Here is a 22,568-nt window from a genome sequence, read left to right as displayed (position 1 = left end):
GAAACAAAGAAATTAATTATTTCCAAAACATGCCTAATGTAGATGATTTGATTTTATTTGCTGATGTAGTCGAGCAGGGTTCATTCTCCCGAGTGGCTGAACAGCGCGAGTTAACCAACTCGGTGGTGAGTAAACGCGTGGCGAGGTTAGAGCAACAACTCGCTGTGCAGCTGCTTTACCGCACTACTCGCAAACTTAGCCTAACCGAGGCAGGCCAAGCGCTTTACAGCCAAGCGAAAAACATAGCTTTGAGCGCCCAAGAAGCCTTCGCCGAAGTAGGCGAATATGGCGAAAGCCTAAGTGGCAAAATTCGTATTAGCGTACCTACAATTTCTGGGGAGTTACTACTTGCCGAAGCCTTAGCGGCTTTTAGCGAGCAACACCCCGAAATTAGTATTGAGATGTCGATGGACAACCGCTTCGTCGACCTATTAGAAGATGGCTTCGATTTGGTGATTCGTACCGGCAGCTTGCCCGACTCTTCGTTAATTGCTCGACACATTATCGACTCGCACTGGGTGGTTGTAGCCAGCCCTGCCTACTTAAAGCAACATGGTACTCCCGCCACCCCCGATGAACTTAAACAACACCGCTGCTTAAGTTATAGCTACCAAGAAGGTGGTGCCGAAGACTGGCTATTTAAGGTTGGCAGCAATACGCAAGCCATTCGCATCAATAGTGGTTTTAGCACCAACAATGCTCGGGCCTTACGTAAAACCGCTTTAGCGGGGCACGGTTTAATTTATGTGCCGCGCTGTTTGGTCTACCAGGATTTAGCCACGCAAGACTTACAAGAAGTGCTAGTAGGACAAGCGGCAAAGGTGCTGGGTATTTACGCCATGTATCCGTTTACCCGCCAACAACCGAAAAAAATCAAATTGCTGATCGAACATATTAGGCAGCATTACCTAGCCATTTCGGAGTATTTTTAGGCATTCAGCACAAAATGGCTAAAATACAATCAGCTTAGCTGAAATGCCCTCTATACTTTGCTTAAGCCAATAAAATGCCTAGGTAATTATGGCCGCGCCTTTGTTCGCAGCGAGTCTTTTTTTTATATCTTGTAGCATTAACGCAGCAGCGTTGATGAAAGTAGCTGTGCTCGACTACGATTTAGATTCGGGCGAAGATGAGCCAGGCTTAGACTACTTGAGTGAAGCTGCAGAAAATATAGACATTGAATTAGAGCTTATTCCTCTACCCGAAGCCCGTGCCCACCGCCTAGTACAAAATGGCGAGTTAGATGGCGAAGCTTTTCCCTATGACATTCCCGGTCGTGATTCCAACAATATGATAAAAATTGATGTGCCTATCGAAAGGTCATCATTGTGGATTTGGGTGCCTAGCGAGCAAAACTGCGTGAGCGACCCTCAGCAACTAAAAAATTTTAAGCCGGTTGGCTTAAACGGTATTCCTTACTTCAATATGTTTTACAACATATCTGAAATGGGTCACGAGAAAGTCTCAACACCACAACAAATGGTAGAAATGCTAAGGCGAGGTCGAGCAGACTACTTCCCTGCCAGTAAACGCTCCGTTGAATTCCTACTTGATGATGTAGAGAAGTTACAAATAAAGCCCTGTTTTGGCTCTCCCTACGTCACTATTCAAAGCTACTTCTATTTAAGTGATAAACATCGAGCGATTGCAGAGCTGTTTCAACAAGAACTTGCTGAAGTCGTGAGCCAATATCCAGATGACGACGATTAAGCCAATTTAGTCATTCAAGCCCCGCCCACCAATACTTTAAAAAGCAAATAGAAAACAAGTAAATGCCGTTCCAGACTAGAGCCTAGGCAAAACTACTGGTAGTGTTCGTGTATCCAATCACGTAACCATGCAGGAGCTTAGGTTGTGAGTCGTTCTTCATTCCAACAGTTTCATTGGCAGTCTCAACAATTTGGCTGCGCCAGCAATGACATCGACAGATTTTATTCACTACTTAGTGAACAAATGCAGCGCTTAGGCATGCTAAAACAAACCCTCGGCGACATTGAAAACTATCCGGTGGATTTGTATTGCTCACCCGCGCCTCAGGAGCATCTACCCAATATATTGATTAGTGCTGGCTTTCATGGTGAAGAGGCTGCTGGCCCTTGGGGCATGTTAAAGTTTCTTAGCCAGCTCAGTGAACAGGTTTTCACAAGCGTAAACCTAAGCTTATTGCCGCTAGTAAATCCTACTGGTTTTAAAGCTGGGCATCGCTTTAACATTCAAGGAGAAAACCCTAATCGCGGCTTCGGTGTCGCCGATGGTAATGCAGTGGAAACCGAGGAAAGTTCGCAAGAAGGTAAGCTGTTAATCAAGCAGCAAGCTTTGCTTAAAGCCCTAAGCCGAGACGGCATACTTACCTGTCATGAGGATGTATTGCAGCACCACTGCTACGTGTATTCGTTTGAGCCTGAGCAAGCAGCCGGCAGCTTCAGTTATGGTTTGCGCAACAGCTTAGCCGAGTACTTTTCGGTGGCAGAAGACAACAGTATTGATGGTTGCCCGCTTGACGATGGTTTAATTCACAACCACTACGATAGCTCTTTTGAGTCATGCTTAGTGCGCATTGGCGCTAAGCAAGGTGCGTGCAGCGAAACCCCAGCTCTAGAAGACTTTGACCAGCGCATTAATGCAAACTGCGCAGTGATGCAGCAGTTTGTAAACTCAAGCGCTAACTAGGTTCTTTAGATCCTAGCTACTCATTATTGGTTGGGGGATTGTTTTGTAGTTCAAGCTGCATTTCAATTACCCCATCTTCCAGCTCAAACTTAACTTTAAAACCAAGATGTTTGGCCAAACCTGCCATGCCACGGTTTTGAATCATGGTCATGCCGCTTAAAGTTTGAGTGCCCATTTGTTGATAGTAGCGTTTTAACTTTTGCAGCAAGTGCTTGCCTAAGCCTTGGCCTTGTAGGTCACTTCTCACCACCATGGCAAATTCGGCATCTAAGTTATCGGGGTCAATGCTGGCGCGTACTACACCTAATATCATCCGGTCGTCTTCAGCTTGTTCATCTACCGCAATAAAGGCCATTTCTCGGGCATAATCAATTTGAGTTAATAGCGCCATTTCTTCATGGGTCATTTGACCGCGCGCGCCAAAGTAACGCTTGTAGCGATCTTCTTCGGTAAGCGATGAATCAAAAGCTAAGTGGTTTGGCTCATCTTCCGGCAAAATCGGGCGAAGCAGTACTTTAGTGCCACTTTTAGTTTGGCAATATTCTTCAAGCTCTTTGGGATAAGGGCGAATAGCAAGGCGCTGGCTTGAGCGCTCATCGCTTTTTTGCAAACGCATATTCACGTCCAGCAAAGTAATGTTATCACCGGCAGCTAGCACAGGATTAAGATCTAAGCGGGCAATCTCTGGGCAATCAATAATTAGATTTGAGAGCCGAGTTAACATGTTGCAAAGCGCCTGCATTTTTAAGCCATTAGGCAAACGTCTGTCTCGAATCTTTTCTGCTTTAAGCGCTGAGATAACCAAGTAGCGCGCCAAACTCATGTTAAGTGGAGGAAGGGCTACCGCCGCATCTTGGGTTTCGTCCCACTCTGAACCGCCCTCGCCTAAGAAAATCGCGGGGCCAAATACTGGGTCATTAATTACCGCCACACGCAGCTCTTGTGCGCCAGCAGTTAAGGCCATTCGCTGCAAGATCATGCCTTCAACCTTGGCTTGCGGGTAGGCTTGTTTAACTCGGTCGAGCATTGATTCTGCGGCTATTTCCAGCTCATGCTGGTTATTAATGTTTAAGCTCACCCCATGCACATCTGATTTATGCAATATATCGGGCGATTGAATTTTTAAAGCTACCGGATAACCGATTTTATCGGCACAGCTAATGGCTTCTTCAACATTGTGTACAAACCAGGTATCGATAGTTTGCAAACCATAAGCGTGCAACAGGGGCTTGGCGTCATGGGTTTCCAGTACAAGTATATTTTTAGCTATCGCTTGCTGGAGCACTTGCTTAGCCGATTGATCAACTAAGGTTCTGTCAGTGGTGCTGGGGGTTTCCGACAACAGCTTTTGGTTGCGGCGAAACTCCACCATATGCATAAATGCGCCCACTGCCCCCTCGGGAGTGCGGTAAGTAGGAATGCCTGCCTTGGTGAAAGCCAAGCGGCCTGAATAAGCGGTTTCTTCGCCCATCCAGTTGGTAAGAATATTTAAACGGCGCGCCTTGCTGTCTTGCTTAATTACGTTAATTAAAGCGTCGGCTGTAGACTCGGCGCCGGCTAAGGCAGAAGGTGCATGCATTAATAGCAGTGCGTCGGCTTCGCCCGAGCTAGCCACAATGTCTAAGGCTTTAGCGTAGCGGCTTGGGTCTGCGTCACCAACAATATCCAAAGGGTTTTGCCCTGACCAAGCACTGGGTAGCACCTCGGAGAGCTTTGCTAGGGTTTCTTGAGAGAATTCTGCCAGTTTACCCCCGCGCTCCATCAAAGCATCTACCGCCAGCACAGCTGGGCCACCGCCATTACTTAGTATGGCTAAGCGTTCGCCTTGCAGAGGGTTGGCGTAGGTTAACGTTTCTACTGCAGCAAATAACTCGTGAAGATCTTTCACACGCAACATACCAGCACGCTTAAAGGCTGCATCGTATACCGCATCGTTACCGACTAAGCCACCAGTATGCAGCGCTGCGGCTTGCGCGCCTAAGCGGCTGCGGCCAGACTTAATCACCAATATGGCTTTGTTGCGCGAGGCAGCTCGAGCCGCCGACATAAAGCGTTGAGTGTCTTTCACCGAGTCGATATACAACATAATCACTTGGGTTTTGGCGTCTCGAGCTAAGAAGTCGAGCAGTTCGCCAAAGTCGATGTCTAAAGCATCCCCCAATGAGATGAAAGATGAGAATCCAATGCCCTTGTTGTTTGCCCAATCAAGTACGGTTGTGCACACCGCAGCCGATTGCGATACAAAGGCGATTTTGCCGGGCTGGCTATTAGCGTGTGCAAAGGAAGCGTTTAGGCCAATGTTGGGCAGCATTAAACCCAAACTGTTTGGACCTAAAATACGCATGCCGTAGCGCTGGCCAAATGCCAGAACCTGCTCTGCAACACTTTGTTCTTGTCCTTCCAAAGTAATGTCTAAACCACCGGCGGTAATAATCGCCGCCTTGCAGCCAAATTGGCCGAGCTTTTCCACAACCTCTGGCAGGCGGCTGGCGTTAACACAAATAATGGCGAGGTCTGGCCGCTGCGGGAGCTTCTCGATACTTGGATAAGCCAGTACGCCTAACACCGCTTTATATTTAGGGCTTACCGGCATAACGGGGCCATTAAAACCTGCACTCATCAGGTTTTTCATTACCACATTGCCTGGGCGTGAGGAACGATTAGATGCGCCAATAACCGCGATAGACTTTGGCGAAAACAAATCATGCAGCTTGCGTTGACTCATTAGCGGGATCTCTTTGGCTGAACTTAAGCAATTAAGCTCAAGTGTAACGTGTATCGGCTAAGACTAAAGTATTCATTGTTCACACAATTTACATCGCTAGACCAAGGTAGTAAGCAGAGCAATTAGAGTAACCAAAGGGCTATTAATCTAATTACCCACAAAAAATACGACTATTGAGCAACATTACAACTACAATTAATTCAAAGTCACCTTGGTTTTTTTAACTCGCACTAGTTTTTTATACAAACAACTGGACAAAAAGCGTTTTTTTTATTCATATCTTAAAGAAACCCTGCAATTTTAAGGAAGAAAGCATGCCGTTAACCTCTATTCGTGCAATTGACTACATGACCAAAAATCCGGTTACGGTTACCCCTTCAAACTCACTATTTGAAGCCATTGATATCATGATTACTGCCAAGGTTTCTGGCGCGACCGTTATTAACGAGCGACGTGAAGTAGTAGGCGTTATTTCTGAAATTGATTGCTTACAGGCCATTTTAAAAGGCACTTATCATGGTGAGATTGGCGGCCCAGTCTCTGATTACATGAGTGAAGAAGTAGATATTATTGGCACCGACATGGATATTCTTGCTGTGGCGGAAAAGTTAATTAAGGAAAAACGTCGCAGAATGCCAGTGGTGCAGAATGGCAAATTTATTGGTCAATACAGTATTCGAAGCATTCTTCATGCTGTGAAGGAATTTAATCTTAAATAATTAAACCAGCATTCATTACTCACTAAAAAGGGCAGCTAGCTGCCCTTTTTTACTGTTTACCAATTAATTTAGTGAACTTGGTTTACCACCATCTGAGATTGCAAACTTTCTATCTCGGCAATAATCCCTGCGGTGTTTTCACTATCTGGCACCATAAGGTCTAGTTCAGCAGTAAACACGCTGCCGCCAGCTTCGGGCACGCTCATTCGATGGCATTCGAGCTTATTAACATTAACTCCATGCCCCACCAATAAACGCGTTATGTCGTTAATTAAGCCAGGGCGGTCTTCAGCGTCAATCACCAAACTTAATGACTCACTTTGAGTTAAGTGAGCGGGTTTACAGTCATTTATGGTTAAGTGTAAGTCGTCCACTGCGAGCAAAGCTTGCTGCAAGGCCTGACTGTTTTTTTGCGGAACCTGCACTTTGAAGATACAAGCCACTTGCCCGTCTAAATTTACAACCCGACTACTTAACCACTTTCCTTGATGAGAGTGGGTGATATCGGCCAAGCGATTTAGCGTACCGGGCTTATCTTCACCCATGGCAGTAACTAAAAATAGAGCGCTCATACATCTACCCCTTTGTGCTAAAACCTAATTTAAGTTTATACCACCTAGCAGCAAACGGTGTGACAAAACGCAGGATTTGAGTGAGCCATCAGTAAAAGCTTGCAAAAATGCTAAGTAGGCAGAAAAACGCATAGTTATTAACGAGTTTGCTTGGTAAAGTTTACAAAAAAGCCGACTTTCGTCGGCTCTCTTCATGCTTATTTTTTGCTATAAACAGCGACGTTTTTAAAACCCGCATCTTGCAAATACAAAGCCTGCAATTTACTCATTACACCGCGGTCACAATACAGCATGTAATGCTTAGATTGGTCTAAATCGCCAAACTGAGTTGATAGTTTAAAGAATGGAATATGCTTTACTTCAACACCGTCGATGGAGAAAGGCTGCTGCTCCTGTTCTTCTATCGAGCGAATATCCAAGACTACCGCTTCTTTATCTTGTGCTAGTTCTTCTTCACTAGCGACTTCGGTTACTTGCTCGTCAGCTTCTTTAGTCACGTCGCGAATATCAGTAATGCGGCTGTCTTCGACTACCTTATCTAGGATGGCGAAATCGAAGTTTTGCTCTTCGGCCAGCAACTTAGATTCAACCGCTTTTACCGTGGGTTTATTTGAAATAACGCCACAGTATTCTGGCATGGTCTCGGCAAAGTCATTGGTGCCGATATGTTTGGCGGTATCAATAATGTCTTGTTTATCGGTGGCAATTAGCGGGCGTAGAATCAAGGTTTCTGAGACTCTGTCAATCATGCTTAAATTCACCAAGGTTTGACTAGAGACCTGCCCTACCGCTTCGCCAGTTACTAGCGCAGGAATATCCAGCTGCTGCGCTACTTTAGACGCGGCTCGCACCATCATACGCTTGAGTACCACGCCCATTTGGCCGTTATCAACGTTCTCAAGGATCTCATTGACTACAGGGTCGAAGTCGATGGCTACAAACTTAACTCGATGTGATGAGCCAAAGCGCTTCCATAAGTGATGCGCCACTTGCTTCACGCCTAACTCATGAGCTCGGCCACCTAGATTAAAGAAGCAGTAATGTACTTTAGCGCCACGTTTAATGAGCTGGTAGCTGGATACCCCAGAGTCGAAGCCACCAGAGATTAACGACAATACGCTTTCTTGAGTGGCAATAGGGAAGCCGCCTAAGCCAGGGTGCTTCTCTTGCACCAAATACATCACATCGTCGGTAATTTCGATTTTTACCGTGACATCAGGATTCTTTAAACGTACGCCATTGCTTTCACAGTGTTGGTTTAAGCCACCACCAACATAGCGTTCTACTTCAATTGATGAAAAATCTTGCTGACCACTGCGCTTAACGCGCACACAAAAGGTTTTATCTTTTAGGCGATCTTTCCAAGCATCAAAAGTGAGCTCATAGATATTATGTAGGTCGGTGTAGCTATGCTGTTTCACTTCCAAGAAGTGAACGATACCTGGGGTAGAAGAAAGCGCTTGAATCAACGCGGCGCGATTTTCTTCACTGTCGTTACGCGAGGTAACCACCATGCGGTCCCAGTCTAAACGCACACGAATAGTTTCATCGATTGGACTAATTACATTGCGAATATTGCTTTGAAGAATTTTGCTGAAGCGCTTACGAACCGGCTTACTCTTCATGGCAATTTCTGGAAATAGTTTAACGATGAACTTCATAACTCTAGGGCCTTGATAAATTTGGGCGCGAATTATACCGCGTGTTTAGGCAGTGAGCCAATAATGTTTAGTTTAGCTCGCTTTGGTGCTTATTTATCAAATGAAAATAGAAGGTAGTAAAGTAGAAAGGAAGTTAAGCGAGCTTAACAGAGTTAAGCGAGCTGGTTTATTTATTCTTCTCCTGAGACGGCAATCTCACCCGATTGAGAGGCCTTACCTTGCATAATGCCAATTTCTACCCGGCGATTACGACGACGGTTCTCAAGAGTGTTGTTTTTCAATAGTGGTTGAGTATCCGCTAAGCCGCTCACAACCAGTCGTTCTTCAGCAAAGCCGCGCACTTTAATCAGCTCATGAGCCACCGACACAGCTCGCTGGCTTGATAGATCCCAGTTAGAGCGGTAAAGCTCTGACTCTGCTTGCTGGTTATCGGTATGGCCAGACACGGTAACAATGCCAGGAATGTCTTTAATCACCTCGCCCACTCGGCGAATAACCGGACGAAACTTAGGTTGTAAAAAGGCTGAACCTGAAGGGAAAGCGCCTTTTTCTCGCACTCGAATAATAATTTGCTGACCAAGTGACTCCACTTCAATCGCGCCATCTTCAATCTGATCACGCAACTGCTGGGCAATTCGTTTTGCCGTTTCATTTTGTTGAGCTTGAGTTTCTGATTGGCTTTGTGAGGACTGAGCTTGAGTGGCTGAAGCTCGGCCACCGGTTTGCTGGCCAGCAGCCTTTTGCTGACCACCAGCATCGGCTTCTTCACCATCATGAAACTCAAGCTTTGCCTGAGTCATATCAATGGTTTGCTGCATGATAGTTTCAATCGGTGTTGGCTCTGGACGACCCGGCCTAAACTCTTGCGCAATCACCGAGGTCCCTTTTGGAATGTCTTTTACTTCCAATAAGTTTTGCACACCAAAGGCATACTTCATTGAACCGGCAATTTGCTTAAACTTTAATACGTCCATTTCCGAGAAAGCGAGCAGCAATACAAAAAAGCACATCAACAAAGACATGAGATCGGCGAAGGTGCCCATCCATGCGGGCAGTCCTTCGGGGGGGCACTTGCAAGGTTCTTCCATACTGCGCTACCTACTCGTCTGTTGTGCCTAGTGAGCGCTTGCCTTCTGGCAAGTAGTTTTTCAACACGCCTTCAATCACCCTTGGGTTCTGGCCATCTTGAATGCCTAATACCGCATCCAAAATCAAGGTGCGGTTGAGCTTTTCTTCACCCGCACGCAATAGCAGTTTTTCGCTAATAGGAATGGCCACCATGTTGGCGAGAATTGCACCGTACAAAGTAGTTAACAAAGCTACCGCCATGGCAGGACCAATAGATTTTGGGTCATCCATGTTAGATAACATGGCCACCAGACCAATCAAAGTACCAATCATCCCCATGGCTGGTGCTACATCACCTAAAGCCTTAAAAATACCGGCTCCAAATTCGTGGCGCTCCGAGGTAAGCAAGATATCCTTTTCCATGGTGGCCCGCACAACGTCTGCGTCATGACCATCCACTAGCATATCAATGCCTTTCTGCATAAAGGGGTTGGTGATCTCGGCTTCTTCTAAGGCTAAAAATCCACCTTTACGGGCAGCGTCAGCCATTTCGACAGAGCGCTCGATAAGATCATCGGGCTTGTCGGCTTTAAACATAAAAGCCTTGGCCGCAATTTTCACTGCTCCCAAAAACTGACCTAGGTTGTATTTCATCAATACAACAAACAAGGAGCCACAAAAAACAATTAGTACCGAGGGAATGTCGATAAAAATCTCAATTCCGCCACCCATCACCATCGCCATAACAACAAAGGCGAAGGCGCCGATAATCCCAATCAGCGTTGCTAAATCCACTGCTTTTTCCTTTTAACCTGTAGCCTAGAGATTCTAATTAAACTAATACTAGTCTACTCGCAAAACAGAATCGAAGGTAATTTTGTGTTCTCATTTCAATATCTTGACCTACCAAGCTCTTCTATATTTATCGGCCAATATTAAAATACTTGAGTCGCAAGTTTGACCTACCCATACGGCTAAGGTAACTTTGCGCCAGAATACGCTTGATAGAGGCTTTAGCATGGTTGCAAAAAAACCAGAAAAGATGAAGTTTGAAGAAACCTTAAATGAACTTGAAGACATTGTTCAACAGCTTGAACAAGGTGAGCTAAGCCTAGAAGATTCTCTTAAGCAATTTGAACGTGGTATCAGTTTAGCCAATGCTGGCCAAGCTAAATTGCAGCAGGCTCAACAACAGGTAGAAATACTTCGCCAAGGGCCAAATGGCGAGTCACTAGAACCCTTAGAACAGGAGCCTTCTGAGTGAATTCTAGTTTAGCTAGCACCATTGCTGACTACCAATCCCAAATAAACACCCATTTAGACCGTGTTTTAGCCAATCAAGTTGTTAATGACCCAAAACTCTTGGCAGCCATGCGCCATGGTTTACTGCTAGGCGGTAAGCGAGTACGCCCACTATTGGTTTATTTAGTGGGGCAATTAACTCAGGCACCCAAAGAAATACTGAACGCTGCTGCGGCGGCTGTAGAGTGCATTCACGCCTATTCATTAATTCATGATGACTTACCTGCCATGGATAATGATGAGCTGCGCCGTGGCCAGCCTACTTGCCATATTGCCTTTGATGAAGCCACCGCAATACTGGCGGGTGATGCCTTACAAAGCCTCGCCTTTAGCTTAATTGCCGAAGCCCCCGCTAGCGATGCCCAAAAAGTGGCGATGTTAAAAATACTCAGCCAAGCGGCCGGCTACAACGGTATGTGTGGCGGTCAGGCTTTAGATATTGCAGCTACCGACCAACAGGTTAGCCTTGAGCAATTAGAAAAAGTGCACCAACATAAAACCGGTGCCATTATCAAAGCAGCGGTAATGCTAGGTGCGGTTTGTGCCAACATTGAACAAGCAAATGAGCAGCAAGCTTTAGCTCGTTATGCAGATGCGTTAGGCTTAGCCTTTCAAGTTCGTGATGACATTTTAGATATAATTAGTGATACCGACACTCTAGGTAAACCACAGGGCTCAGATCAGGCCCTAAATAAAAGCACTTACCCTAGTTTACTGGGCCTACAAGGCGCCATAGACAAAGCAGAAAAACTAGGTGAAGAAGCGCTTCAAGCCTTAGAGAGTTTGCCTTACAATAGTGAGTTGCTAGCCTTATTAGCTGATTATGTCGTACATCGAAACAACTAGTCGTCAACAATAAGAATAATGATAAGCATTTTATATGACACTGAATATTAAAGATTACCCTACACTTGCTCTGGCTGACTTGCCTCCGCAACTTCGCCAGTTAGAGCAGCAACAGCTGCCCGAGCTGTGTGATGATCTTCGCCAATACCTTCTTAACAGTGTCAGCCAGTCGAGTGGCCATTTAGCATCGGGTCTAGGTGCTGTTGAACTCACCGTAGCCTTGCATTACGTATACAACACCCCATTCGATAAACTGGTTTGGGACGTAGGTCACCAAGCTTATCCGCACAAAATTTTAACTGGTCGCCGTGAAAAAATGTCGACCATTCGCCAGTTTAAAGGTTTGCATCCTTTCCCATGGCGTGGCGAGAGTGAATACGATGTACTCAGCGTAGGCCATTCAAGCACGTCTATTGGTGCCGCCTTAGGCATGGCAATAGCTGCAGAAAAAGAACAACAAGGCCGTAAGGTAGTTGCTGTTATCGGTGATGGCGCAATGACCGCAGGTATGGCCTTTGAAGCACTAAACCATGCCGGCGCTATTCACAACGACATGTTAGTGATTCTTAATGACAACGAGATGTCGATTTCTGAGAACGTTGGTGCACTGAACAATTCTTTAGCCAATATTCTTTCTGGCTCTTTGTACTCGTCGCTACGCGAAGGCGGTAAAAAAGTGCTAAGCGGCATGCCTCCGATTAAGGAATTAGCGCGTCGCGCCGAAGAACACCTAAAAGGCATGGTAGTACCTGGTACTTTATTTGAAGAGTTTGGTTTTAATTACATTGGCCCAATTGATGGCCATGATGTAAAAGGCTTAGTGCGCACGCTAAGTAATATGCGCGATCTAAAAGGTCCGCAAATCCTGCATGTAATGACCAAAAAAGGTAAAGGCTATCTGCCTGCTGAGCAAGATCCCATTGGCTATCACGGGGTTCCTAAATTTGACCCTAGCCAAGATAACTTGCCTAAAAGCAAAGGCGCCGCCCCTACCTTCTCTAAGGTTTTTGGTGACTGGCTATGCGATATGGCAGCCAAAGACAAAAAGCTGATGGGCATTACTCCAGCCATGCGTGAAGGCTCAGGCATGGTGCGCTTTTCTAAAGAGTTTCCAGAGCAATACTTCGATGTGGCTATTGCCGAACAGCACGCGGTAACTTTCGCAGCAGGCTTAGCCATTGCTGGTTACCAGCCAGTAGTTGCCATTTACAGTACCTTTTTGCAGCGTGCCTACGATCAATTAATTCACGATGTGGCGATTCAAAACCTGCCGGTTTTATTTGCCATTGACCGCGCTGGTATTGTGGGTGCCGATGGCCCTACTCACCAAGGTGCCTTTGACTTAAGTTACTTACGTACCGTGCCAAATTTAGTGATTATGGCACCGGCCAATGAAGATGAATGCCGTCAAATGCTATACACCGGCCACCTTCATCAAGGCCCGGCAGCGGTTCGCTACCCGCGTGGTGGTGCCGACAATACACCGGTAAATAGCGAAATGACCGCTATGGACATTGGTAAGGCTAGAGTCATTCGAGAAGGGAAGAAAGTCGCCATTCTTAACTTTGGTAGTTTACTTTGCAAAGCCGCGCCAGTGGCCGAGCAACTAGATGCAACCTTAGTAGACATGCGCTTTGTTAAGCCCCTAGATGAAGCTTGTATCAAAGCCTTAGCAGCTGAGTACGACGTGCTAGTGACTCTGGAAGAAAATGCCATACAAGGCGGCGCAGGCTCTGCGGTAAACGAGTTTTTGTTTGCTCAGCAGCTTAACCAAGTAAAAGTATTGAACATTGGCCTACCCGACAACTTTGTGGAGCAAGGTAGCCAAGAACAAATCTATGACTTACTGGGTTTAGATAGCAAAGGTATTCAGCAGAAAATCGAAAGCTTCAGCCAAGCTTAAGCGGCTATTCGAGCACCTGTAACTGCTCAAACAATGGGAATGGACTAGCCCGATTCATATTCTTAATATCAATCCGCTGGTTCAATGCCCAAATTTTTCGCTGCCAGTATAAAGGCACAAATACCGCTTCCTGATAGATTTGCTGCTCTAGATACTGAATAATCTTAATCCGTTTTTCCTCATCTAGCTCTTGCTCACCGGCCAGAATAAGTTGGCTAATTTTGTCATTTTGATAGGCCTTACACGGCCCACCCTCATCGGTAATTGGCTCACCTTCACTGAGAAACATTGCCCGTGCAATTGATAGTACATTGCCCGCGTCACCCTGCCTGCGCGTTAATACTAAGTCACTTGAACAGCTATCTAGCGCCAACTGGTAGTCTTGCTCGTTTAACCACTGCGGCTGCAAAGAAATATTCACTCGGTCCAGCATAGATACCAGTTGAGAAACCACCTTAGATTGGTCTCCAAATAATGACTTTGGCACTGCCATGGTAAGTTTAAAGCCCTTTTCATATCCAGCCTGCTGCAATAGTTGGTGAGCCAACAGCAAGTTATAACGCGGCAATAAATCGGTATTGTATCCCGCTTGCCCTGGAATACTGAGTTGAGTAGATGCTAAAGCATAAGGCCCTAAAACTTCGGCCAGACGAATATTGTCGATGGCGAGATTTAAAGCTTGGCGAACCCGCCGGTTATCTAAGGCTGGGTTGCGCTGATTCAATTCTATCGCCAACCATTTTAGCCCCTCGGTTTGAATGACCGACAGTTGCTTATCTTTGTTGAGCAGCTCTACGTAGTTCTCTGGCACGTGGTCAACGATATCTACATCGCGAGAAAACAAACTAGCCATGCGCATCTCTGCTTGTTTAATTGGCACCACTTTAATCAAACTTACGTTACTGCGATTAGTGCGCCAATAGGGCTCATGAATCTCAAATTCTGTAACAATGCCAGGTATATAGCGGCTCAACTTAAAAGGCCCCGTTCCCGATACGGTAAAAGGTGAGTTTAGATTTTCTTCAGCAGTGTAAAACTGCTTATCCGCTGGAAAGATAAAACTTAGGCGTTGAATCAACTCAGAAAAAGGCCGATAAGTGCGAACTTCAAATTGCAGAGTGTTGAGCGCCTTGAGGCTTTTAATAGGTGCAAACAAAGCATGTAAATGGGCTTGCTGAGAAATATGCTGGAAGGTCCATTCTACGTCTTCAGCAGTCAGTGGATTGCCAGAATGAAACACTACGTCACTGCGTAACTCAAATTGGATTTGAGTGGGTGAGATTATTTTCCACTTGGTGACTAGGCGCGGCGCAATACGCCCTTGTTGATCCAAAAGAAATAAAGGGTCAAACAGCAAGTGATTAATAAAGTTACTATTTGCATCCAGTTCATCAACTAGTTGCTGTGGCTCGGCGTGAAAAGCGGTTCCCCAAACCAAAGTATTAGCCTTAGCGGGTTGCCAAGCGCCAAGGCTTATAAGCAACAACAAAGTAAAAGGCAGGGATTTGATTTTCAGCTTTCCTAACAACGCCAACGTCTTGAACCTTAAAACGATTAATGCTGCTAACTTACACGTGATGGCGCAATAAAAAAAGCGGGACAAGCCCGCTTTTTGATTGGATAGCATGCTAGCTAAGCAATTCGCCCTTCTTCTCGAGCAAAACATGCTACCTGCGCATTAGCTTCACTAACCAAAGCGGGTTGCTCTTTATCGCATCGCTCATTGGCATAACGACAACGCGCATGGAAAGCACAACCTTTTGGAGGGTTAAGCGGAGAAGGCAGTTCACCTTCTAGCTTAATTTTCTCACGACGATGGCTAGGGTCTAAGCGAGGTGTGCTCGATAAAAGCGCTTGGGTATAAGGATGTTTAGGGTTAGCAAACAGCTCCTCACAAGACGCGTATTCAACCGCCTTACCTAAATACATCACCATCACTTCGTCGGCAATATGTTCTACTACTGATAAATCGTGCGAAATGAAAATGTAGCTTAAGCCCATTTCATCTTGCAGATCCATCATCAGGTTTAGCACCTGAGCTTGCACAGACACGTCTAGCGCCGATACTGGCTCATCGGCTACCACAACCTTAGGGTCGAGCATTAAACCTCGTGCAATAGCGATACGTTGACGCTGACCACCAGAGAACATATGAGGGTAGCGATCGTAATGCTCAGGGCGCAAACCGACTTTGGCTAACATAGCTAAGGCTTTTTGCTTTCGCTCGGCCTTGCTCATATCACTGTTAATCACCAAAGGCTCTTCGAGAATCGTGCCTACTTTTTTACGCGGATTTAGCGAACCATAGGGGTTTTGGAAGATGATTTGAATTTTTTGACGCAGCGCCTTAGCCGCATCTTTGCCCAAGCTAAGTATGTCTTCACCATCAAAACACAACTCGCCTGCGGTGGGCGTTTCGATCATGGTTAATACCCGAGCTAGAGTCGATTTACCACAACCCGACTCTCCCACTACCGCCAAAGTTTTACCCTTCTCTAGCTTAAAGCTTACACCATCGAGTGCTTTAACCGTAGCGTCTGGTTTAAACATACCAGCTTTTACATGGTAGTGCTTCTTAACACCATTTACTGCCAATAACGACTCTTGGCTATCTTGTTCAACCGGCGCAGCATCTAATGCCGCCGCTTTCATAATGCTATCACTCATGCGCTTGGTCTCCCGCTTTCATCCAGTGGCGTAAAGCATCGTACTTGACGCATTCCTTCTCCCTGCATAGCAGGCTGTTCGTTTTGACAACGCGCAGTCGCATAAGGACAACGAGGGTTAAGCAAACAGCCGATCGGTCGGTCAAATGCCCCTGGTACCACTCCTGGTAAGGCGTCTAAACGCTCTTTGCCTGCAGACGACTCAGGTAATGAGCGCAACAAAGCTTGGGTATACGGATGTTTCGGTGTTGAGAAAATCTCTTCGGCTGGACCGGTTTCTACCACTTGCCCTGCGTACATCACAATCACTCGGTGAGCCGACTCAGCCACTAGGGCTAAATCGTGAGTAATCAGCACTAAGCCCATGTTTTTCTGTTTTTGTAGATCCAACAACAAATCAACGATTTGCGCTTGAATGGTTACATCCAAAGCGGTGGTCGGTTCATCGGCAATCAATAGTTTTGGATCACAGGCAATCGCCATGGCAATCATCACCCGCTGACTCATACCGCCCGATAACTGATGCGGATAAGTTTTTAAGCGTGACTCTGGGTCTGGAATACCCACTTGCTCAAGTAACTCGATTACCCGCTTACGGCGCCATTTTTTATCACCGCTTTGGTGAATTTTAAGCGCTTCGCTAATTTGATATTCAACGGTATAACAGGGGTTCAAGCTCGACATTGGTTCTTGGAAAATCATCGCGATTTCAGCACCGGTAATTGCGCGACGTTTATCCTCTGGCATGGCCAATAAGTCTTGCCCTTCAAAGTTAAGGGTATCGGCACTCACTTTTCCTGGGTAGTCAATTAAACCCATGATGGACAAAGAACTCACACTTTTTCCTGAGCCAGACTCGCCTACAATACCAACAATCTCGCCCTTTTCTACGCTGTAACCTACTTGGTCTACCGCGCGAAATGGATTATCTCCATCACCAAACTCAACAGTAAGGTTTTTCACTTCTAATAAAGACACAAGGCTTCTCCTACTGCTTCAACTTGGGATCAAGGGCATCACGTAGACCGTCGCCCATTAAGTTAAAGGCTAATACCGTTAACAGAATCACTAAGCCTGGGAAGGTAACCACCCACCAAGCACGTTGCACAAACTGCAAGGCATCGGCCAGCATGCTTCCCCACTCTGGCGTTGGAGGCTGAGCACCTAAACCAAGGAAGCCCAATGCAGCCATATCCAAAATCGCGTTAGAGAAGCCCAAGGTAGCCTGTACGATAAGCGGTGCGGTACAGTTAGGTAGAATAGTGATAAACATTAATCGTAGTGAGCCAGCACCGGCAACCCGTGAAGAAATCACGTAGTCTTTGTTAAGCTCTGCAATGGTTGATGCTCGAGTTAAGCGCACGTAATGTGGCATAGATACAATGGCAATAGCCATGGCCGCATTAAAGATGCTTGGACCTAAGATAGCCACAATCGCAATTGCTAATAGCAAGCTAGGCATGGCCAGCATAATGTCTACTGCGCGCATAATGATGGTTTCAACGTAGCCGCGGAAGAAACCAGCGACTAGGCCTAAAATCACCCCTATGCCCAAAGAAAGGGTTACTACCAAGCAACCAATAAAGAGTGATAGCTGGGCACCGTGAATTAAGCGCGATAAGATATCACGGCCTACATCGTCAGTTCCCAAGATGTGAGCAGTAGTGCCACCTTCTACCCAAAATGGCGGTAGCAGTAAGGCATCACGATATTGCTCAATAGGAGAATGTGGCGCGATTACGCTGGCTAACAGAGCCACCACAATCATCGTTGCGATAAATACCAAGCCAACTACTGCCCCGGTATTTTGGCTGAAGTAGCCCCAAAATTCTTGTAATGGCGTTTGTACTTGTGGTCCAGTGGTGGCTGGAGTTGTTGTTTGTTCAGTCATAATACACTCCTCCTTATTTGCCGTGACGGATCCGTGGATTAACCACGCCGTAAAGAATATCGACAATTAGATTCACCACAATAATAATGGTTGCCACAATTAAAATGCCCCCTTGTACCACTGGGTAATCGCGTCGACCAATAGACTCAATCAACCACTTGCCAATGCCCGGCCAAGCAAAGATTGTTTCGGTAAGAATGGCTCCCGATAACAAAATGCCTACCTGCAAGCCAATAACGGTGATTACCGGTATTAAGGCGTTACGTAAAGCATGCACCACAATCACTCGCAATGGCGCCATACCTTTTGAACGGGCGGTACGAATGTAGTCTTCGCCCAGTACTTCTAGCATTGAAGAACGGGTCATTCGGGCGATCACCGCCATCGGGATGGTACCCAACACAATACTTGGCAGTACTAAGTGATGCAGCGCCGATAAAAATGCGCCGTCTTCATCGGAGAGTAAGGTATCAATCAACATGAAACCGGTGACCTCATCTATCCAAAAGGTCACATCGAGCCGCCCGGACACTGGGGTTATCCCCAAGTTAACCGAGAACACCAGCATTAACAGCAAGGCCCACCAAAATATGGGCATGGAATAGCCGGTGAGAGAAAAGGTCATGACCGAGTGGTCAAATAAGGAACCCCGTTTCACTGCCGCAATAATGCCACAGGGCAAGCCTACCAATATGGCAAACAATGCTGCACAGCTAGCCAACTCTACAGTGGCTGGAAACAAGGTCATAAATTCTTCGGTTACTGGCGTCTTGGTGATTAATGAACGTCCAAGATCGCCACTCGCAATATTCTTCACATAATCAAAGTATTGGACCAACAAGGGTTGGTCTAAGCCCAACTCGGCACGCAAGGCTGCGTGACGTTCAGGAGACACGCCCCTTTCACCTGCCATTACTTCGATTGGGTCGCCAGGGATCAAGCGAATCAAAGTAAAGGTTAAAAGAGTAATGCCGATGAAGGTGGGTATCACCAACATCAATTTTTTTATAATAAACTGGAACATAACTACAGCTCTGTGTCTGAAGGAAGGAAAGGGGCTGTTGCCAGCCCCTTAAGTATGTTTATTTTAGCGACACGCCATAGAAGTGGTGACCACCTAATGGATCAATCTTGAAGCCTTGAACTTCTTTACGAACTGGCTTGTAAGCCACTGAGTGAGCAATAGTTACCCACGGAGCTTGTTCTTTAAAGATTAACTGTGCTTCTTCGTACAATGGTGCACGTTCAGCTTGCACAGAAATCTGCTTAGCTTTCATGATTACGTCGTTAAATGGCTTATGACACCACATAGCACGGTTACCACCACCAACAGCATCACAACCTAGCAATACGCTTAGGAAGTTATCTGGGTCACCATTATCACCAGTCCAACCAAGTAACACGGTATCGTGCTCACCTTGCTTAGAACGCTTAAGGTATTCACCCCATTCGTAGCTAACGATTTCAGCTTGTACGCCTACTTTTGCCCAGTCAGCTTGAATCACTTCCGCCATACGACGAGCGTTAGGGTTGTAAGGACGCTGTACAGGCATTGCCCAAATGTTGGTCTTAAGATCAGTCACACCCGCTTCAGCCAGTAAAGCTTTTGCTTTAACCGGATCGTATGGGTAGTCAACGGTATCTTCGTTGTAAGACCACATTGTTGGTGGAATTGGGTTTTTAGCAATTTTACCGCTGCCTTGGAACACTGCGTCGATAATCGCTTGCTTGTTAACCGCTAGGCTAAGCGCTTGACGAACTTTTACGTTATCAAATGGCGCTTTTTGGGTATTAAAGGCCAAGTAACCTACGTTCAAGCCTTCTTGGCTCATAAGGTTGATGTCAGCATCTTTTTGCATTTGCTCAACATCAGCCGGGTTTGGATAAGGCATTACATGACACTCGCCTGCTTTAAGCTTGGCGTAACGAACAGAAGCATCAGGTGTAATTGAGAATACCAAACGGTCAATTTTTGGCGCGCCTTGCCAGTAATCTGCATTACCTACGTAGCGAATAATTGAATCTTTTTGGTATTGTACTTTTTGGAAAGGACCAGTACCCACAGGGTCTAAGTCTAATTTCTCCGGAGTACCTGCAGCTAGCATTGCATCAGCCTGCTCAGCAGAGAAGATAGAAGCAAAGTCCATCGCCATGTTTGCAATAAATGGAGCTTCAGGTTTGCTTAGTACAAACTTAACCGTGTAATCGTCAACTTTAACGATTTCTTTTACTAGGTCGTTCATACCCATACCGCTGTAGTACTCGTAAGAACCACCCGATATTTTATGGTATGGATGCTCTGGGTCATCTTGGCGTTCAAAAGTGAACACTACGTCGTCAGCATTAAATTCGCGAGAAGGTTTAAACCCTTTCTTCTGACTGTGGAATTTTACGCCTTTGCGTAAATGAAAGGTGTACTCTAGGCCATCTTCAGAAACATCCCAAGACTCTGCCAAACCTGGAACAACATTGGTTGTGCCTACTTCAAATTCAACCAAACGGTTGAAGATGGTCTTAGAAGACGCATCAAAAGTGGTTCCCGCTGTATATAAGCTTGGGTTAAAACCTTCTGGACTGCCTTCTGAACAGAAGACAAATGTTTGCGCTTGAACGCCCACAGCTACCGCACTAGCTACAAGTGCAAGTGACAGCTTCGCCAATCCTTTCTTCATTATGATTCTCCGTGTGACATCTTGTCATGTATGCAACCGTTGTGGCTGCATTTCCGGTGTGTTTGCGAATAGACTAATAATTATTGTTCTTGATAAATCTAGACCCTGCGCTAGCAAATGTCGCTGTACAAGCAACAATTGTTAACTGAGCAAGACTTAAACAAGCCTGATCCGCTTTTTGCCCGTAATAAATTAGTATTTTTATCTGCCACTGTAAATAGCATAAACAGGATTTTATAATCCAAAAATCACAGAACATAGTGATAGTGATTAAGGATTCGATATATCGTCATATTTATGCAATAAAGAATAAGCTTATGCAGAGGGTGCATAAGCAGATTTAACTATATTTGGGGGAGAACAAATTTGGCAAGCAGAGAGAATGCTCTGTTAAGCGAGGACAAACAGCACAATTTGCAACGATATTGCGGCAAACACGCCAGCTAATACGTCATCTATCATTATACCAAAGCCGCCGTGAACTTTTTTATCCAAAACTTTGATTGGCCAAGGCTTCAATATGTCGAAAAAGCGAAATAACACAAAACCAAGCAGCACATTAAGCGGTGATAGCGGCACCATAAACATGGTAATCCAATAACCAACAAACTCATCCCATACAATGGCGCCATGATCGTGCACCCCCATCGCATCACTGGCTTTTTGGCAGCACCAAACACCAAAAACAAAGCTTATGATTAATACCGCCACGTAAGCCCAAATAGGCAATGGTGCGAGTATTAGATACAAAGGAATGGCTGCTAAGGTGCCAAAAGTGCCCGGCGCTTTGGGGGCCAAACCACTGCCTAAGCCAAGTGCACATAGGTGAAGAGGGTTACGTAAGCTTAATTTGGCTAAGGCTTTATCCATTGCAGTTCTCGCTACTCGCTAGGACTAATTGAAGTGATCCCAACCGGTGGGTTCGATTTGATAAGGTTTATCCTGATATTTTAGCTTTATCTCGCCATGGCCAGGCGCTAGTTGCCCAATACAGGTATAAGGCACACCACTATAAGATAAAGACGTATCCACCGAACCTTTATTAGATTCTGGTACGGTAAAGCACAGCTCGTAATCCTCGCCGCCATTTAAGGCTAGCGCGATACTTTGGTCCACACCCACCGCCTCGTTCATGGTTTCTGACAACGGCAGATTGTCTAGCTTTAGGGTCGCCGAGCAATGACTCTTTCTGAGGATATGCTGTAAGTCGTTGTATAAACCGTCTGAAATATCAATGGTTGCAGAGGCTATGTCACGTAAGCCATAGCCAGCAAGCACCCGAGGTTGTGGGTAATAATGCTGCTTTAAACTTAGCTCTAACTGCTGAGGGCTTAAGCTGATTTTGTTTTGAAGGTGTGCCAGCGCAAGGCCAGAGTCACCAATATTGCCAGTCACATATACCCAGTCACCTGGCTTGGCCCCATCGCGACGCAAGGCTTTGCCGTTAGGTACAACGCCATGAACCGTTACGGTAATACTTAAGGGGCCTTTAGTGGTGTCGCCACCAATTAACGCTACATTGAAGTATTCAGCTAAGTCATAAAAGCCTTTGCTGAATTGGGCTAGCCATGCTTCGTCAATTTCCGGTAAGGTGATCGCTAAGGTCACCCAACGCGGCTCTGCGCCCATGGCAGCCATGTCACTTAAATTAACCGCAAGTGCTTTATGACCAAGCGCGCGAGGTGGGATATCAGAGAAAAAGTGTACACCTTCTACCAAAGTGTCGGTAGAAATAGCGATCTGGTTATTCTCGGGAATCGTTACCAGCGCTGCGTCATCGCCGACACCGAGTAATACATCGGGGCGTGAAGCACTGCGCTGGAAAAACTTTTCGATGATATCAAATTCACCCAAAGGAGGCTGAGATGACATG

General features: G+C 46.0%; 20 protein-coding genes. 7 read left to right on the top strand and 13 right to left on the bottom strand.

What is annotated here, in order from left to right; all coding sequences use genetic code 11:
• Positions 1-29 precede the first annotated feature (29 nt).
• The 3 genes from G6R11_RS01970 (at position 30) to G6R11_RS01960 (ending at position 2,670) form a co-directional block, all read left to right on the top strand.
• Entirely contained in the window at positions 30-932 is a 903-nt protein-coding gene (locus tag G6R11_RS01970) for a LysR family transcriptional regulator (RefSeq protein ID WP_163130984.1), read from the top strand.
• 154 nt (positions 933-1,086) lie between these two features.
• The gene (locus tag G6R11_RS01965) at positions 1,087-1,710 is read left to right on the top strand and encodes a hypothetical protein (RefSeq protein WP_163130982.1); all 624 of its coding nucleotides are present in this window, start codon (positions 1,087-1,089) and stop codon (positions 1,708-1,710) included.
• A 144-nt stretch (positions 1,711-1,854) separates the two neighbouring features.
• Complete coding sequence (locus G6R11_RS01960; RefSeq protein WP_163130980.1) at positions 1,855-2,670, top strand: M14 family metallocarboxypeptidase; 816 nt, start codon at positions 1,855-1,857, stop codon at positions 2,668-2,670.
• Between the two features lie 16 nt (positions 2,671-2,686).
• On the opposite strand, the gene G6R11_RS01955 is transcribed toward G6R11_RS01960, so the two are convergent.
• Positions 2,687-5,395, bottom strand: a complete 2,709-nt coding sequence (locus G6R11_RS01955; RefSeq protein ID WP_163130979.1) for a bifunctional acetate--CoA ligase family protein/GNAT family N-acetyltransferase — start codon at positions 5,393-5,395, stop codon at positions 2,687-2,689.
• A 314-nt stretch (positions 5,396-5,709) separates the two neighbouring features.
• On the opposite strand from G6R11_RS01955, the gene G6R11_RS01950 reads away from it, so the two are divergent.
• Positions 5,710-6,114, top strand: coding sequence for a CBS domain-containing protein (locus G6R11_RS01950; protein WP_163130977.1), 405 nt, complete (start codon positions 5,710-5,712; stop codon positions 6,112-6,114).
• A 68-nt stretch (positions 6,115-6,182) separates the two neighbouring features.
• Here G6R11_RS01950 and G6R11_RS01945 read toward each other — a convergent pair whose 3' ends face one another.
• From G6R11_RS01945 to pomA, 4 genes are all read right to left on the bottom strand, one after another.
• Complete coding sequence (locus tag G6R11_RS01945; RefSeq protein WP_163130975.1) at positions 6,183-6,686, bottom strand: glycine cleavage system protein R; 504 nt, start codon at positions 6,684-6,686, stop codon at positions 6,183-6,185.
• A 197-nt stretch (positions 6,687-6,883) separates the two neighbouring features.
• Positions 6,884-8,347 (bottom strand): tRNA uracil 4-sulfurtransferase ThiI, encoded by a 1,464-nt coding sequence (gene thiI, locus G6R11_RS01940; RefSeq protein WP_163130973.1) that lies wholly within the window; start codon positions 8,345-8,347, stop codon positions 6,884-6,886.
• Positions 8,348-8,517: 170 nt separating this feature from the next.
• The gene (locus G6R11_RS01935) at positions 8,518-9,435 is read right to left on the bottom strand and encodes a flagellar motor protein MotB (protein WP_163130971.1); all 918 of its coding nucleotides are present in this window, start codon (positions 9,433-9,435) and stop codon (positions 8,518-8,520) included.
• 10 nt (positions 9,436-9,445) lie between these two features.
• Positions 9,446-10,210, bottom strand: a complete 765-nt coding sequence (pomA, locus tag G6R11_RS01930) for a flagellar motor protein PomA (RefSeq protein ID WP_163130969.1) — start codon at positions 10,208-10,210, stop codon at positions 9,446-9,448.
• A 223-nt stretch (positions 10,211-10,433) separates the two neighbouring features.
• On the opposite strand from pomA, the gene G6R11_RS01925 reads away from it, so the two are divergent.
• The 3 genes from G6R11_RS01925 to dxs are packed head-to-tail and all read left to right on the top strand — an operon-like array spanning position 10,434 to position 13,466.
• Complete coding sequence (locus tag G6R11_RS01925) at positions 10,434-10,679, top strand: exodeoxyribonuclease VII small subunit (protein ID WP_163130967.1); 246 nt, start codon at positions 10,434-10,436, stop codon at positions 10,677-10,679.
• Positions 10,676-11,563, top strand: a complete 888-nt coding sequence (gene ispA / locus G6R11_RS01920; protein WP_163130965.1) for a (2E,6E)-farnesyl diphosphate synthase — start codon at positions 10,676-10,678, stop codon at positions 11,561-11,563. Before G6R11_RS01925 ends, ispA begins: the two co-directional genes overlap by 4 nt.
• Positions 11,564-11,597: 34 nt before the next feature.
• Positions 11,598-13,466 (top strand): 1-deoxy-D-xylulose-5-phosphate synthase, encoded by a 1,869-nt coding sequence (gene dxs, locus G6R11_RS01915; RefSeq protein ID WP_163130963.1) that lies wholly within the window; start codon positions 11,598-11,600, stop codon positions 13,464-13,466.
• Positions 13,467-13,470: 4 nt separating this feature from the next.
• On the opposite strand, the gene G6R11_RS01910 is transcribed toward dxs, so the two are convergent.
• The 8 genes from G6R11_RS01910 to thiL form a co-directional block, all read right to left on the bottom strand.
• Complete coding sequence (locus G6R11_RS01910; RefSeq protein WP_163130961.1) at positions 13,471-15,000, bottom strand: ABC transporter substrate-binding protein; 1,530 nt, start codon at positions 14,998-15,000, stop codon at positions 13,471-13,473.
• Positions 15,001-15,098: 98 nt separating this feature from the next.
• Positions 15,099-16,133 carry a peptide ABC transporter ATP-binding protein gene (locus G6R11_RS01905; RefSeq protein ID WP_163130959.1) on the bottom strand — a complete coding sequence of 345 codons (1,035 nt, stop codon included), beginning with the start codon at positions 16,131-16,133 and terminating at the stop codon, positions 15,099-15,101.
• Entirely contained in the window at positions 16,130-17,110 is a 981-nt protein-coding gene (dppD, locus tag G6R11_RS01900; protein ID WP_163130957.1) for a dipeptide ABC transporter ATP-binding protein, read from the bottom strand. Before dppD ends, G6R11_RS01905 begins: the two co-directional genes overlap by 4 nt.
• Before the next feature lie 10 nt (positions 17,111-17,120).
• A complete protein-coding gene (gene dppC, locus G6R11_RS01895) occupies positions 17,121-18,023 on the bottom strand; it encodes a dipeptide ABC transporter permease DppC (RefSeq protein ID WP_163130955.1) in 903 nt (300 codons plus the stop codon).
• 13 nt (positions 18,024-18,036) lie between these two features.
• Complete coding sequence (locus G6R11_RS01890; RefSeq protein WP_163130953.1) at positions 18,037-19,047, bottom strand: ABC transporter permease subunit; 1,011 nt, start codon at positions 19,045-19,047, stop codon at positions 18,037-18,039.
• A gap of 58 nt (positions 19,048-19,105) precedes the next feature.
• The gene (locus tag G6R11_RS01885; RefSeq protein ID WP_163130951.1) at positions 19,106-20,695 is read right to left on the bottom strand and encodes an ABC transporter substrate-binding protein; all 1,590 of its coding nucleotides are present in this window, start codon (positions 20,693-20,695) and stop codon (positions 19,106-19,108) included.
• Between the two features lie 390 nt (positions 20,696-21,085).
• On the bottom strand, positions 21,086-21,565 hold the full coding sequence (locus G6R11_RS01880) for a phosphatidylglycerophosphatase A (RefSeq protein ID WP_163130949.1): 480 nt from the start codon (positions 21,563-21,565) through the stop codon (positions 21,086-21,088).
• A 24-nt stretch (positions 21,566-21,589) separates the two neighbouring features.
• On the bottom strand, positions 21,590-22,567 hold the full coding sequence (gene thiL, locus G6R11_RS01875; RefSeq protein WP_163130948.1) for a thiamine-phosphate kinase: 978 nt from the start codon (positions 22,565-22,567) through the stop codon (positions 21,590-21,592).
• Position 22,568: the final 1 nt, after the last annotated feature.

It is taken from the genome of Agarivorans sp. Alg241-V36, from assembly GCF_900537085.1.
In the GTDB taxonomy this organism is placed as follows: domain Bacteria; phylum Pseudomonadota; class Gammaproteobacteria; order Enterobacterales; family Celerinatantimonadaceae; genus Agarivorans.
This window is presented reverse-complemented; position numbering and strand designations above follow the sequence as displayed.